This is a genomic window from Bradyrhizobium barranii subsp. apii (assembly GCF_011516635.5).
GTDB classification, from domain to species: domain Bacteria; phylum Pseudomonadota; class Alphaproteobacteria; order Rhizobiales; family Xanthobacteraceae; genus Bradyrhizobium; species Bradyrhizobium barranii.
This window is the reverse complement of the sequence record NZ_CP096255.1, coordinates 5,796,449-5,810,659: the sequence shown is the minus strand read 5'-3', so window position 1 is coordinate 5,810,659 and position 14,211 is coordinate 5,796,449. Positions and strand designations below refer to the sequence as shown.

The following is a 14,211-nucleotide window of genomic DNA, read 5'->3' as shown; positions in this document are numbered from 1 at the left end:
CCGTGGCGCCGTCAATATATGGTTAATATTTCCCTCGTTGTGGCCCGGCGGCCACGGGGGTGCTTGGCAGCCACCGCGCCAGTGGCCCATAGTGGGGAAAGTCCAGTGAATCGTCGTTCAGCTCCGGCCAGTGGCCGGGTCCGCCCAGCGACGAAAAGCCCGATGTTTTGAAGGAGTTACCCATGTCCGATGCCATCAAGGTCGGCTTTGTTCCGTTGTCCGCTGCCGCCCGTGGCATCCTGGTCGTGTTCTGCGACGACACTCTGAAGCTCGGTCCGGCGACGGCCAAGGCGCTCGGCGGCGCCACTGAGCTGGTCAAACGGGCGGCCTCCGCCGCCGGCTTCAAGGGCAAAAGCGGCGCCGCGCTGGACATCCTGGCGCCGGAGGGGGTGAAGGCCACCCGCCTGGTCGTGATCGGCGCCGGCAAGGCGGCGAGCCTGAAGGCGAACGACTTCCTCAAATTCGGCGGCGTGGCGGCGAGCAAGCTTTCGGCCGCTGCCGCTGCCATGACCATCATCGCGGAACTTCCTGATGGCGCCATGACCAGCGAGCAGGCGGTTGCGATCGCCTCGGGCCTGCGGCTGCGCGCCTACAAGTTCGATCGCTACAAGACGAAAAAGAAAGACGGCGAGGAGGGCGGCTTGCGCGCCGACGTCTCGCTTGCGGTCGGCGATGCCACCGCGGCGAAGAAGGCGTTTGCCTCGGCCGGCCATGTCGTCGACGGCGTGATCATCGCGCGCGACCTCGTCAACGAGCCGCCGAACGTGCTTTTCCCCGAGGAGTTCGCGCGCCGCGCGGGGCTGCTCCGCAAGCTCGGCGTCAAGGTCGAGGTGCTCGACGTCAAGGCGATGGACAAGCTCGGCATGGGCGCGCTGCTCGGCGTCGGCCAGGGCTCGTCGCGGCCGAGCCGCACCGTGATCATGCGCTGGGACGGCGGCAAGAAGGGCGAGGCTCCGGTCGCCTTCGTCGGCAAGGGCGTCTGCTTCGACACCGGCGGCATTTCGATCAAGCCGGCCGGCAGCATGGAGGACATGAAGGGCGACATGGGCGGTGCCGCCTGCGTCGTCGGCCTGATGCACGCGCTCGCCGCGCGCAAGGCCAAGGCCAACGTGGTCGGCGCCATTGGCCTCGTTGAGAACATGCCCGACGGCAATGCGCAGCGGCCGGGCGACATCGTCACCTCGATGTCGGGCCAGACCATCGAGATCATCAACACCGACGCCGAAGGCCGCCTCGTGCTGGCCGACGTGCTCTGGTACGTCGCGAAAAAGGCCAAGCCGAAATTCATGGTGGATCTGGCGACGCTGACCGGCGCGATCATGGTCGCGCTCGGCACCGAGCATGCCGGCATGTTCTCCAACAATGACGAGCTCGCCGACCGTCTGCTCGCGGCCGGCATCGAGAGCGGGGAGAAGGTCTGGCGCATGCCGCTTGGCCCCGAATACGACAAGCTGATCGATTCCCAGTTCGCCGACATGAAGAACACCGGCGGCCGCCATGGCGGCTCGATCACCGCGGCGCAGTTCCTCCAACGCTTCGTCGACGGCACGCCCTGGGCGCATCTCGACATCGCCGGCACCGCGATGGGCGCGCCGAAGACCGATATCAACCAGAGCTGGGGAAGCGGCTACGGTGTCCGTTTGCTCGACCGTCTGGTCGCCGACCACTACGAGCGCAAATGATCTGAGATGACCGAAGTCCTTTTCTACCATCTGCAAAACATGACGGTGGAGAACGTGTTGCCGCCGCTTCTCGAGAAATCGCTCGAGCGCGGCTGGCGCGTCGTGGTGCAGTCGACCTCGCCAGAGCGCGCCGACGCGCTCGACGCGCATCTATGGACCTATCGCGACGATTCCTTCCTGCCGCACGCGACATGGCGCGTGAACGATGCCGCTGATCAGCCGATCGTGCTGGCGATCGAGGAGGACAATCCCAACGGCGCCAATGTCCGCTTCCTGGTCGACAACGCCGCGCTGCCGCAGGACGCGCAGGGCTATGAGCGCATGGTGTTGCTGTTCAACGGCGACGATCCGGACGCGCTGGCGTTTGCCCGGAGCGCCTGGACGGATTGCAAGGCGCGGGGATTTGATGTCACCTATTGGCAGGCCGACGAACGGGGCCGTTGGCAGCGCCGGAATTAGCGGTCGTTTGCAATTAATGATAATTTGCACTTTTCGGGCGATGCTGGCTTCTGTCACCTTCGTGCCGCAAAGTGATGTTGGGACAATCGCTTAAGGCCGGTCCTTCATGCGGGGAATTTAGTTTATCGTGCGACATCAAAAGCTTCCCAGCTCGCTCATAGTTGCGTTGGCTGCCGTAGCACCGCTGCTCGCGGGCTGCTCGGGGACCGATCTGTTGTCCAAGGATGCCCAGTGGTTCAACACGCCGAGCCGCCTGTTCATCAAGAGCATCTCAATCGAATCGCCGCCGTTGACCCCCGACAAGCCCGTGACGGCCGAGGATCTGGTCAGCGCCGACGGCGCCTGTCCCGGCATGACGCCGCCGCCCGGGCCGGCTGACGCCAATGCTTCGCCGACGGCGCCGGCGCCCATGGGCGGCACGGTCGCGCTCGGTCACACCGAATGCGACGTGGTGCGCGGCATCGGGGCGCCCTCGACCGTCAATCTCTCCAGTGATGCCGCCGGCCGGCGCGTTGCCGTGGTGACCTGGAGCACAGGTCCGCGCGCGGGCACCTACACCTTCACGTCCGGCCGTCTGTCCTCGATCGAGGGTACGCCGGAAGCGCCTGTCATGCCGAAGGCGACCAAGCCGAAGCCGAAGAAGAAGTCGGCGTAAGGCGAACTCTCGCGTCCCGGACGCGCTGCAGCGCCATCAGCGCGTCCACGCGCGTCTTCGACGCGCTATGGGCTGCTGCGCAGAGCCGGGACCAGGTCTCTCTCGATCAAGTCTCTCTCGATCAAGTCTCTCTCGATCCAGTCTCTCTCGATCATGAGCCCCGGCTCAGCAGCGCACCACTATCGTGCTGCGCTGTGTCCGGCGCACGAGAGCACCGATCGAATTCGCCATCTCATCAAAACGAATGTGTCGTCGCTTCGAGCTGTGGCTTCTGCGCGCGCATCAATGCGGTGGTGGGATTCGCGCGCGCCTTCGAAAGTCACGCTGCCGTTATACGTGATCGGCAATTCGTGATGTGAGAGCGTTTGCATCCGCTGTCGAAACCAGCCCGGAGGAAAACTGGAGGAAATCTCCAGAATAATCACGCGCGTCTAAAGCAGTGCTTCAAGTAAGACATCCGCACCACTGCTACGCATCGAGGGGAGGGGCTAGATCGATCGAAGGAATATTTGAATGTCTACTACCTCTGTTTTCTCCCCGGTTACGGGCCAGCTCACCATTTTCGGCGACAGCGCCAATAACGGCGTCGTGATCAGCCGCGACAAGTCGGGCCGCATTCTCATCAATAACGGGCAGGTGAAGACGATCGGTGGCGATCCCACTGTGGCCAACACCAATGAGATCGACATCTTCGGTCAGGGCGGCGACGACACGATCACCGTTAACGAATCCAACGGCCCGATGCCCGCGGTGCACATTTTCGGCGGCGACGGCAATGACAGGATCACGGGCGGCTCGGGTGCCGATTTGCTGTTTGGGCAGGCCGGCGACGATACGATCAAGGGCGGCGGCGGCAACGATCTGCTGTTCGGCGGCGCGGGCAACGACACGCTGGACGGCGGCAGCGGCGACAACCAGTTGTTCGGCGAAGCGGGCAACGACCTCATGATCTGGAATCCGGGGGGCGGCACCAACCTGTTCGAGGGCGGTGACGGCAACGACACCGCGCAGGTCAACGGAAGCAATGACCCGGAGACGTTCACGATCACGGCGAACGGCACGCGCGTGCGATTCGATGGGACGGGCGCGGCGCCATTTTCGCTCGACATCGGCACGACGGAGAATCTCGTGCTGCACGCCGGCGGCGGCGACGACGTCATCACCGCAAGCAATGGACTCGCCAGCCTGATCTCGCTGACGCTCGACGGCGGCGACGGCAACGACCTCCTGATCGGCGGCAGCGGCGACGACATCGTCAATGGCGGACGCGGCAACGACGTCGCGCAATTGGGGACGGGCGACGACACCTTCATCTGGAATCCCGGCGACGGCAGCGACACGGTCGAAGGCGGATCGGGCAACGACAAGCTGCTGTTCAACGGCGCCAACATCAACGAGACCATCGACATCTCGGCCAATGGTGGCCGGGTGCGCTTCACCCGCGACGTCGCCAACATCACGATGGACCTCAACAGCATCGAGCAGATCGAATTCGATGCACGCGGCGGCGCCGACAACATCACCGTCGGCGATCTCTCCGGGACCGGCGTCAAGCAGGTGCTGGTCGATCTCGGAGCCGTTCCCGGCGGCACGCAAGGCGACGGCGCGGCCGACACGGTGACCGTCAACGGCACTAACGTCGGCCAGCACATCGAGGTCACGTCCAACGGGACGACCGTGACGGTGACGGGCCTGCCCGAAGTCGTGACGATCGCGAATGCGGAAGCTGCCAACGACCGGCTGGTGATCCAGGCGCTCGGCGGCAACGACGTCATCGATGCATCGCTACTTGCTGCGGCGATTGGGCTGACCATCGACGGCGGCGCGGGCAACGATACCATCACCGGCAGTCAGGGCGCCGACACCCTGATCGGCGGCGACGGAAACGACAAGGTCACCGGTGGCCGCGGCAACGACGTCGCGCTTCTCGGCGCAGGCGACGACCTCTTCACGTGGAATCCCGGTGATGGTAGCGACACCGTCGAAGGTGGCGCGGGAACGGATACGCTGGTGTTCAACGGCTCCAACGTCGCCGAGAACATGTCGATCTCGGCGAATGGCGGCCGCGCGCTTCTCACCCGCGACGTCGGCGCCATCACGATGGATCTCAACGGCGTCGAGCATGTGCAGATCGCTGCCGCCGGCGGCGCCGACAACATCACCGTCAACGATCTCTCCGGCACCGGCGTCACGCAGGTGGCGATCGACCTCAGTGCCGGCCCCGGCAGCCAGAGTGGTGACGGTGCGGCAGATCGTGTGACCGTGAACGGCACCGCAGGCGATGACAACATCTCGATCACGACCTCTGGCGGATCGATCGTTGTCAACGGCCTTGCGGCACAGGTGACCATCGCTCACGCCGATGCCGGTGACGTCCTGACCGTCAACGGCGGTGGCGGTAACGACGTCATCAATGCCTCGTCCATCAAGGCGGGGCAGCCGTTCAGCCTCAACATCAACGGAGGCGACGGCAACGACACCATCACCGGCAGTGCCGGCAATGACATCGTGAACGGCGGCCGTGGCAACGACGTTGCCAATCTCGGCGCTGGCGATGATACCTTCGTCTGGAATCCCGGCGACGGCAGCGACATTGTCGAAGGCGGCAAGGGCACCGATACGCTGCTGTTCAACGGCGCCAACATCAACGAGAACATCAACATCTCGGCCAATGGCGGCCGGGTGCTGTTCACCCGCGATGTTGCTGCCATCGCGATGGACCTGAACGGCGTCGAGCATATCAACTTCAACGCCCTCGGTGGTGCCGACAACATCACGATCGGCGACCTCTCCGGGACCGGCGTGAATCAGGTCAACCTCGACCTCGGCGCCAATGACGGCGCCGCGGATACGGTGACGATCAACGGAACCAGCGGCAGCGACGTCATCACGGTGACCGAGCACGACGGCATCATTACGGTGTCGGGGCTTGGCCAGGACATCAACATCACCGATGCCGGCACGGGCGACAGGATCGTGATCAACGGGCTCGATGGCGACGACGTCATCACGGCCTCCGGTCTGCACGGCGGCATCCAGCTCGTCGCCAATGGCGGAAATGGCGATGACGTCCTGATCGGCAGCCCCGGCAACGACACGCTCGCGGGCGGTGCGGGTGACGACGTGCTGATCGGTGGCGGCGGACAGGACGTCCTCGACGGTGGCCCCGGCAACAACGTCGTCATCAACGGGGGCGGGGCGATGGCGGCCGCGATGCTGCTCAACCAGGCCATGGCGGCAAACCTCGTTCCGGCGGGTGACGGTCACGGCGAGATGCCATTGCCCGATCCGCACGCGGCACAGAGCCAGACCCTCGCACCGCCGCAACACGCCTGACGCTAGGCTCCGGCCCGGAGAACGCCCATGACCACGAACGCGGTCTCGACCGATACGGGGTTGGACGCGCTGCTCACCTTGCTGCATTTGCAGGGTGTTGCGGCCGACCGTGACCAGCTCAGGCACCGGACCGGAACGGCCATCTTTGGCGCAGCGGAGATCATCCGCTGCGCCAAATCTCTCGGCCTCAAGGCACGAACCTATCGAACGCAGTGGAGTCGTCTGTCGGGCAGCCCGCTGCCGGCGATCGCGATGCTGCGCGACGGCAGCTTCATGGTCATCGCGAAAGCCTCGGCCGACAAGGTGCTGGTGCAATCGCCGCAGGCACAGCGCCCGGTGCTGATGGAGCGCGACGAGCTGTGCGCGATCTGGGACGGCGGACTGATCCTGATGGCCCGGCGCGCCGGGCTCTCCGACCTCGGGCGCCATTTCGATATCACCTGGTTCATCGGCGCGATCGGCAAATACCGGCGGCTGTTCGGCGAGGTGCTGGCCGCCTCGTTCTTCCTCCAGCTCTTCGCGCTGGTCTCGCCGCTGTTCTTCCAGGTCGTGATCGACAAGGTGCTGGTGCACCGTTCGCTGTCGACGCTCGACGTGCTCGTCATCGGTCTCGTCGTCGTCTCGCTGTTCGATACGGTGCTGGGTATCCTGCGCAATTATCTGTTTGCGCATACAACCAATCGCATCGACGTGGAGCTGGGGGCGCGGCTGTTCCACCACCTTCTGGCATTGCCGATGGCCTGGTTTCAGGCGCGGCGCGTCGGCGATTCCGTGGCGCGGGTTCGCGAGCTCGAGAACATCCGCAATTTCATCACCTCATCGTCGCTGACGCTGCTCATCGACCTGTTCTTCACCTCGGTATTCCTGGCGGTGATGTTCGCCTATTCGCCGTTGATGAGCTGCATCGTGCTGGCATCGTTCCCGTTCTACATCGCGATCTCGGCGGTGGCGACGCCGCTGTTTCGCCGCAGGCTGGACGAGAAATTCCGCCGCGGCGCCGAGAACCAGGCTTTTCTGGTCGAGAGCGTCAGCGGCATCGAGACGCTGAAGGCGATGGCGGTCGAGCCGCAGATGCAGCGCCGGTGGGAAGAACAGCTCGCCGGCTATGTCTCGGCGAGTTTTGGTGTCACCAGCCTTGGCAACACCGCAAGCCAGCTCGTCCAGTTCGTCAGCAAGGTCGTGACCGCCGCCATTCTCTATGTCGGCGCGCGCCTCGTGATCGGCGACGCATTGACCGTCGGCGAGCTCGTAGCCTTCAACATTTTTGCGGGGCGCGTTTCGGCGCCCGTGCTGCGGCTGGCCCAGGTCTGGCAGGATTTTCATCAGGCGCGGCTCTCGATCGCGCGGCTTGGCGACATCCTCAACAGCGCGGCAGAGCCGGCTTATTCGGCGGCGCGTGCGGGGCTGCCGCCGATCCGGGGCAATATCCGGTTCGAGCACGTGTTGTTCCGCTACCGGCTCGATGGGCCGGAAATCCTGCATGACGTCTCGTTCGATGTTCCGGCCGGGCAAACCGTCGGCATCGTCGGATCGTCGGGCTCGGGCAAGAGCACGTTCGCCAAGCTGGTGCAGCGGCTCTACGTTCCGCAAGGCGGCCGCGTGCTGATCGACGGAATGGATCTTGTGATGACCGATCCGGCCTGGCTCCGCCGTCAGATCGGCGTGGTGCTCCAGGACAACATGCTGTTCAACCGCTCGGTGCGCGACAACATCGCGCTGGCCGATCCGACCCTGCTGATGGACCGCGTCATGGACGCAGCAAAACTTGCGGGCGCGCATGATTTCATTCTGGAGCTTCCCGAAGGCTACGACACGGTCGTCGGCGAGCGCGGCTCGACGCTCTCGGGCGGGCAGCGCCAGCGCATCGCGATCGCCCGCGCATTGGTGACCAATCCCCGCATCCTGATCTTCGATGAAGCGACCAGCGCGCTCGACTATGAAAGCGAGCGGATCATCCATGAGAACATGAAGGAGATCGCGAGGGGCCGCACCGTCCTGATCATCGCGCATCGGCTGTCCACCGTTCGCGGCGCCGATCGCATCTTCACGCTGGAGCGCGGCCGTCTGGTCGAGGACGGCACGCATGACGCGTTGATCAAGACCGGTGGCCGATACGCGGCCCTGCATCGTCTCCAGGGAGGGATCTATGAGGTCGGCTAGCGCGGCGCCGGCCCCGCGGCCGGAGCAGACCGTCGTTCCCTTCCGGAAAGCGAAGGGGCGGCGCAGGGAAGAGATCGCTTTCCTGCCCGCGGCGCTGGAGATTGCCGAGGCACCACCGTCACCGATCGACCGGGCCATCGCGATCGCCCTGATGCTCCTTGTCTGCGCGGCACTCGCGTGGTCGGCATGGGGCACGATCGATATCGTGGCGTCCGCAACCGGGAAGGTGGTGTCGAGCGGGCGAAGCAAGGTGGTCCAGCCGTTCGAGACCGGGGTGGTGCGCGCCATCCACGTGCAGGACGGGCAGGCGGTCAAATCGGGCGACGTGCTGATCGAGCTCGATCCGACCGTGAATGCCGCGGAGCGCGATCACCTGCACGACGATCTCATGGCCGAACGGCTCAATATGGCGCGTCTCCGCGCCGCACTGGCAAGCGGCGAAGATGCCTCCACCGATCTCGTCCCGCCTGCGGATGCCGATCCCTCGCTGGTCGCGACACAGCGGCAGCTTCTTGCCAATCAAGTCAGCGAGCATCGCGCCAAATTAGCGTCGCTTGCGCGCCAGCAGGCGCAGAAGGAGGCCGAGCATCAGACCATTGCGGCGACGATCCACAAGCTGGATGCGTTGCTCCCCGTCACCCAGCAGCGCGTCGATATCCGCAAGATTCTGATGGAGAAGGAAATCGGCTCGAAGCTGACCTATTACGAGACCCTTCAGCTTCTGATCGAGCAGCAGGAGGAGCTTCGCGTCCAGAGCAGCCATCTGAAGGAAGCCGAGGCGGCCGTCGCCGCGATCCGGGAGACCCGCACCCAGGCCGTGGCGGAGTATCGCAAGAGCCTGTCCGACGAACTCGCCAAGAGCGAGCAGAAAGCCAATGGCGTCGCGCGGGATCTGATCAAGGCGCAGCAGCGGACCCGGCTCCAGCAGCTGACCTCGCCGGTCGACGGCGTCGTGCAGCAGCTTGCGGTCCACACCGTGGGCGGCGTGGTCACGCCCGCGCAATCGCTGCTGGTGATCGTGCCATCGGCTACGCGGCTCGAGGTCGAGGCGATGATCTCCAACCGCGACATCGGCTTCGTCGAGGTCGGGCAGGACGCCGCCGTCAAGATCGACACCTTGCAACTTCACCCGCTACGGCCTGCTGGAGGGACGGGTGCTGAGCGTCTCGCAGGACGCCATCATCCGCGACCGTCCGCCGGGAAGCGACCGCGCGCTCGGGACGCCGCGCGACAGCAGCGAGCCCAACGGGCAGGAGCTGAGCTACAGCGCACGCATCTCGCTCGATCGCACGCAAATGCAGGTGGACGATCGCCTCGTCAGCCTGTCACCGGGAATGGCCGTGACAGTGGAGATCAGGACCGGCTCGCGCACCATTTTGAGCTACCTGTTATCGCCATTGCAGCGCTACCGGCACGAGATCATGCGGGAACGCTGATGTTTGCTGATTAAGCTAGGCGTTTCAAAGGCTTGAGTGGTCTCGCCGACGCTCCGGCCGCACCAGCCACGCTACTGTGCATGGGGTTGTTTTTCAGATTTTGAGTCTAGCCCGCCGCCTCGTCGAACTGCGTGCTCGCCTCCAGCCACTGTTCCTCCGCACGCGCCAGCGCGTCGGCGGCGTTGGCGCGCGCCTTCGACAGTTGCGCGGCCTGCTTGGGATCCCGGGTGAAGATGTCGGGCAGGGCGAGCGCAGTGTCGATCTTGGTGATGATCTCGCTGACGCGGGCGATCTCGTTCTCGGCTTCCGCGATGCGCTTCTTCAGCGAACCGCGATTGTCCGATCTCGGGCGCTGCGGCTTCTCGCTCGCGGCGCTACGCTCGCGCGGGGCGGGCTCGCCGTTGCGCGCCGACAGCACCAGGCGTCGGTACTCGTCGAGGTCGCCGTCGTAATTGGTCACGGTCCGGTCGGCGACGATCCAGAGTTGGTCGGCGCAGGACTCAATCAGATAGCGGTCGTGCGAAACCATGATGACGGCGCCGGGGAATTCGTTGATCGCCTCCGCAAGCGCAGCGCGGCTGTCGATGTCGAGATGGTTGGTCGGCTCGTCCAGAATGATCATGTTGGGGCCGAAGAAGGTCGCCAGCCCCAGCAGCAAGCGCGCCTTCTCGCCGCCAGACAGTTTCCCGACCTTGGTATCGGCCGCCTTGCCGGAGAATCCGATGGCGCCGGCGCGTGCGCGCACCTTGGCCTCGGGCGCTTCACCCATAAGCTTGCGGACGTGGTCGTAGGTCGAGGCATCCTCGTTCAATTCGTCGAGCTGGTGCTGGGCGAAATAGGCAATCGAGAGCTTGTCGGCACGCGTCACCTTGCCCGAGAACGGTGCGAGGCGGCCCGCGAGCAGTTTCACCAGCGTCGACTTGCCGTTGCCGTTGGAACCAAGGAGCGCGATGCGGTCGTCATTGTCGACGCGCAAGGTGACGCGGTTAAGCACGGGCGTGTTCGGATCGTAGCCGACCACGACGTTGTCGGCGGCGATGATCGGCGGCGACAGGATTTTCTCCGGCGCGGGAAAGCTGATTTCGCGCACGTCCTGGGTGACCAGCGCCGTGATCGGCTTCAGCCGCTCCAGCATTTTTACGCGAGATTGCGCCTGGCGGGCTTTCGAGGCTTTCGCCTTGAAGCGGTCGACGAAGGCCTGCAGCCGCGCGCGCTCGGCCTCCTGGCGTTTGACCGCTTTGGCATCGAGCAGCTCGCGCATGGCCCGTTGCTCCTCGAAGGAGGAATAGGTGCCTTTGTAGAGCGTGAGCTTGCCGCGCTCCAGATGCAGGATCTGGTCGACCGAGCTTTCCAGCAGGTCGCGGTCATGGCTGATCACGATCACCGTGCGCGGATAATGCGCAAGGTGATCCTCGAGCCACAGCGTGCCTTCGAGGTCGAGATAGTTGGTGGGCTCGTCGAGGAGCAGGAGGTCGGGGGCGGCGAACAGCGTGGCGGCGAGCGCGACGCGCATGCGCCAGCCGCCGGAGAATTCGGCGCAAGGGCGGAGCTGGTCGGTGGCGGAGAAGCCGAGGCCGGACAGGATCGCGGCCGCACGGCTCGGCGCCGAATGGGCGTCGATGTCGACGAGGCGGGTCTGGATCTCGGCGATCCGGTGCGGGTCGGTCGCGCTCTCCGCTTCGTGAAGCAGCGCGTCGCGTTCGAGGTCGGCCTTGAGCACGACGGAGATCAGGCTTTCCGGGCCGTTCGGGGCCTCCTGCGCGAGGCTGCCGACGCGCCAGCGTGGCGGGAGGGTGACCGTGCCGTGCTCGGCCGCCAGTTCGCCGCGGATCACCTTGAACAGGGTCGACTTGCCGGTGCCGTTGCGCCCGACCATGCCGACGCGCGCGCCGGGCGTGATCTGCACGGAACTCTGGTCAATCAGAAGGCGTCCGGCAAGGCGGATGGAGAGGTCGGTGATCGCAAGCATGCGACCTTGTCACCGCAAGGCGCGTCGAACGCAACCCGTTTTTGCGTGAGCCTCACGTCAGTGCGAATCGCGGTCGCGCTGCTTCAACTCGTCGAGGAGCTGTTCGAGATGCGTCGGGAGCCGTGGTTCGGGGCGCAGGCTCTGCTGAAGCCGTTCGCCCACCGCATCGCAAATCGAGCGGCTGGTGCGCCGGTCGATCTGTTCGCTGTCGTTGGCAAAAAGGCCAGCCATTGTGGGGTTCCGTGTTCTCAAAGTGATGACACGGTACCAAGTCCTTGGCCCCCCAAATGGTTTCGCCGCTCGCGGACATTGCCCGGCACTCTAGTAAAAATTGCATGAAGCCGGGCAATAGCCGCCCAGATACAAAGCCCCGGCGCAGGGGAACGCCGGGGCTTCGCTTGGAAGGTACCTGGGGGGCCTAGGTACCTCAGGAAGGTGCTGACGGGCTCAGTAGCAGCGGTTGATCAGCCGCCAGCGGGGTCCCCAGGGGGTCGGGACCAGCCGGCGCACGTAGCAGCCGCCATAACCGTAGGAGACGGGGCCGCCGGCATAGAAGCGCGGTCCACCCCAGCCGTGATGCCAGCCACCGCCGCCGCCGTGCCAGCCCCAGCCGCCATGCCAGTGAGCGGAGGCGGAGGTCGGCGCCAGCGCGGCACCCAGCGCAACCGCGGCGACAGCGGCAAGCGAAAGTTTCCTCAACATGGTGATCTCCTAAAGACTGCCGGCGCGGGGCTATCGCGTCGATGGAAAGGCCGCCGAAACGGTCTGCCTGATGATCGGGCTTTCGGTTTCGATAGGCCCGACCTTACGCTGGCGAAGCTGAACCAAGCCCTGAACGGAGCCTTCAGATTGGGTTCATCTGGGTGAAATCTCGGTAATCCATGACTAGATCCGGCGGGGCAGCCTGCGGCGAAGCGTCCGGGGGCGGTTTTGGCGGTCGCTTGCCGTCCGGCAAAGGCGCCGATATAAGCCCGGCAACTCCGAACCACCGCTTTCTTCTCAAGGACAAGATTATGGCCATCGAACGCACTTTCTCGATCATCAAGCCCGATGCGACCGCGCGTAACCTGACCGGTGCGGTCAACGCCGTGATCGAGAAGGCGGGCCTGCGCATCGTCGCGCAGAAGCGCATCCGCATGACCAAGGAACAGGCCGAGACCTTTTATGCCGTGCACAAGGCGCGCCCGTTCTTCGGCGAGCTCGTCGAGTTCATGACCTCGGGCCCGGTGGTGGTCCAGGTGCTGGAAGCCGAGGGCGCCATTGCCAAGTACCGCGACGCGATGGGTGCGACCGATCCGTCCAAGGCCGCCGACGGCACCATCCGCAAGCTCTACGCAAAGTCGATCGGCGAGAATTCCGCTCACGGCTCGGATGCGCCGGAGACCGCCGCGATCGAAATCGCGCAGTTCTTCTCGGGCAACGAGATCGTCGGCTGATCAGCCGATAGGTTAATATCGACGGGGCGAAAGGACGTATTGTGAACTGGCTCTGGCAGATCTTCGATCCCGCTACGATCGGGGCATTCTTCACCCAGTTTCGCAACGAGATGGCCGAACCGACCTTCTGGATTGCGGTCGGCAAGATCATCTGGATCAACATCCTGCTCTCCGGCGACAATGCGCTGGTGATTGCGCTCGCCTGCCGCGGCCTCAAGCCGCGGCACCGGCTGTGGGGCATGATCTTCGGCGCCGGCGCAGCCGTGCTGCTGCGGATCATCTTCACCGGCATCGTCGCGAGCCTGATGGAGCTGCCGTATCTCAAGCTCGTCGGCGGTCTCGCGCTGATCGTGATCGCGGCGAAGCTCCTGGTGCCGGAGAACGAGGACGAGGAGGGCGTCGAGTCCGCCTCGCATCTGTGGCAGGCGGTGCAGATCGTCGTCGTCGCGGACATTGTCATGAGTCTCGACAACGTCATTGCGGTGGCCGCCGCCGCCAATGGCAGCGTGCCGCTGCTGATCCTCGGCCTCGCCATCAGCGTGCCGCTGATCGTCGCCGGTGCGGCCCTGATCATGGCGCTGCTGGCAAAGCTGCCGGTCCTGGTCTGGGCGGGTGCAGCACTGCTCGGCTGGATCTCGGGCGAGGTGATCGCGACCGATCCCGGCATCGCGCCGAAGCTGCACACGCTGTTCGACGGCCCGCTCGGTGCCTCGCTGGACAGCATGCTCGGCGCACTTCGTATCCCGCCCCAATTCGCCCATGGCGGCGGAGGCGGCGAATATCTCTGCGCAGCTCTCGGCGTCGTCGTCGTGCTGGTCGTCGGCAGCATCTGGCGCCGGCGCAGCCTGAGCGCGGCCGCGCTGGAGTCCTCAGAGCGCCACGCCAAGGCCTCGGCGGAGTAATCTCTACGGCATGATCTGGTTTTGCTTGCCTCTTCCCGGCGGGGAGAGGTCTTGCGCGCGATCATTCCGACAGGGGTTCCGGCAGTCGCCGTCCCCACTGAACCGGTCATCATAGCTCCGCACGCCGGCGAGCATTGCCGCCTCATGGCGGACTCGCGCGTCAGGCGGTCACGCAC

General features: G+C 65.1%; 10 protein-coding genes and 1 pseudogene. 8 read left to right on the top strand and 3 right to left on the bottom strand.

Annotated features, from left to right (window positions below; translation table 11 throughout):
• The first annotated feature begins 182 nt into the window (after positions 1-182).
• The 6 genes and pseudogenes from HAP41_RS27690 (at position 183) to HAP41_RS27665 (ending at position 9,728) form a co-directional block, all read left to right on the top strand.
• Entirely contained in the window at positions 183-1,682 is a 1,500-nt protein-coding gene (locus tag HAP41_RS27690; protein WP_166096052.1) for a leucyl aminopeptidase, read from the top strand.
• A gap of 6 nt (positions 1,683-1,688) precedes the next feature.
• Positions 1,689-2,141 (top strand): DNA polymerase III subunit chi, encoded by a 453-nt coding sequence (locus HAP41_RS27685; protein ID WP_014495779.1) that lies wholly within the window; start codon positions 1,689-1,691, stop codon positions 2,139-2,141.
• 166 nt (positions 2,142-2,307) lie between these two features.
• Entirely contained in the window at positions 2,308-2,796 is a 489-nt protein-coding gene (locus HAP41_RS27680) for a hypothetical protein (protein WP_175618072.1), read from the top strand.
• A 513-nt stretch (positions 2,797-3,309) separates the two neighbouring features.
• Positions 3,310-6,132 carry a beta strand repeat-containing protein gene (locus HAP41_RS27675; RefSeq protein WP_166096060.1) on the top strand — a complete coding sequence of 941 codons (2,823 nt, stop codon included), beginning with the start codon at positions 3,310-3,312 and terminating at the stop codon, positions 6,130-6,132.
• Positions 6,133-6,159: 27 nt separating this feature from the next.
• Positions 6,160-8,292: a type I secretion system permease/ATPase gene (locus HAP41_RS27670; RefSeq protein ID WP_166096065.1), complete on the top strand. Its 2,133-nt coding sequence runs from the start codon at positions 6,160-6,162 to the stop codon at positions 8,290-8,292.
• Positions 8,279-9,728, top strand: a pseudogene (locus HAP41_RS27665) (HlyD family type I secretion periplasmic adaptor subunit). Before HAP41_RS27670 ends, HAP41_RS27665 begins: the two are co-directional and overlap by 14 nt.
• Positions 9,729-9,834: 106 nt before the next feature.
• On the opposite strand, the gene HAP41_RS27660 reads toward HAP41_RS27665, so the two are convergent.
• From HAP41_RS27660 to HAP41_RS27650, 3 genes are all read right to left on the bottom strand, one after another.
• Positions 9,835-11,697 (bottom strand): ABC-F family ATP-binding cassette domain-containing protein, encoded by a 1,863-nt coding sequence (locus tag HAP41_RS27660; protein WP_166096070.1) that lies wholly within the window; start codon positions 11,695-11,697, stop codon positions 9,835-9,837.
• A 57-nt stretch (positions 11,698-11,754) separates the two neighbouring features.
• A complete protein-coding gene (locus HAP41_RS27655; RefSeq protein WP_166096073.1) occupies positions 11,755-11,928 on the bottom strand; it encodes a hypothetical protein in 174 nt (57 codons plus the stop codon).
• 216 nt (positions 11,929-12,144) lie between these two features.
• Positions 12,145-12,399: a hypothetical protein gene (locus HAP41_RS27650; RefSeq protein WP_014495771.1), complete on the bottom strand. Its 255-nt coding sequence runs from the start codon at positions 12,397-12,399 to the stop codon at positions 12,145-12,147.
• Positions 12,400-12,710: 311 nt separating this feature from the next.
• Here HAP41_RS27650 and ndk point away from each other — a divergent pair, with 311 nt between their 5' ends.
• Together ndk and HAP41_RS27640 are read left to right on the top strand one after the other, a co-directional pair.
• Positions 12,711-13,133: a nucleoside-diphosphate kinase gene (ndk, locus tag HAP41_RS27645; RefSeq protein ID WP_027535388.1), complete on the top strand. Its 423-nt coding sequence runs from the start codon at positions 12,711-12,713 to the stop codon at positions 13,131-13,133.
• A gap of 41 nt (positions 13,134-13,174) precedes the next feature.
• Entirely contained in the window at positions 13,175-14,035 is an 861-nt protein-coding gene (locus HAP41_RS27640; protein ID WP_028157536.1) for a TerC family protein, read from the top strand.
• Positions 14,036-14,211 lie beyond the last annotated feature (176 nt).

Excerpts from the sequence above, each read along its gene's own strand:
- HAP41_RS27660 (WP_166096070.1), bottom strand. The coding sequence starts at position 11,697 with ATGCTTGCGATCACCGACCTCTCCATCCGCCTTGCCGGACGCCTTCTG.
- HAP41_RS27675 (WP_166096060.1), top strand. The coding sequence starts at position 3,310 with ATGTCTACTACCTCTGTTTTCTCCCCGGTTACGGGCCAGCTCACCATT.
- HAP41_RS27670 (WP_166096065.1), top strand. The coding sequence starts at position 6,160 with ATGACCACGAACGCGGTCTCGACCGATACGGGGTTGGACGCGCTGCTC.
- HAP41_RS27690 (WP_166096052.1), top strand. The coding sequence starts at position 183 with ATGTCCGATGCCATCAAGGTCGGCTTTGTTCCGTTGTCCGCTGCCGCC.
- HAP41_RS27685 (WP_014495779.1), top strand. The coding sequence starts at position 1,689 with ATGACCGAAGTCCTTTTCTACCATCTGCAAAACATGACGGTGGAGAAC.
- HAP41_RS27650 (WP_014495771.1), bottom strand. The coding sequence starts at position 12,399 with ATGTTGAGGAAACTTTCGCTTGCCGCTGTCGCCGCGGTTGCGCTGGGT.
- ndk (WP_027535388.1), top strand. The coding sequence starts at position 12,711 with ATGGCCATCGAACGCACTTTCTCGATCATCAAGCCCGATGCGACCGCG.
- HAP41_RS27655 (WP_166096073.1), bottom strand. The coding sequence starts at position 11,928 with ATGGCTGGCCTTTTTGCCAACGACAGCGAACAGATCGACCGGCGCACC.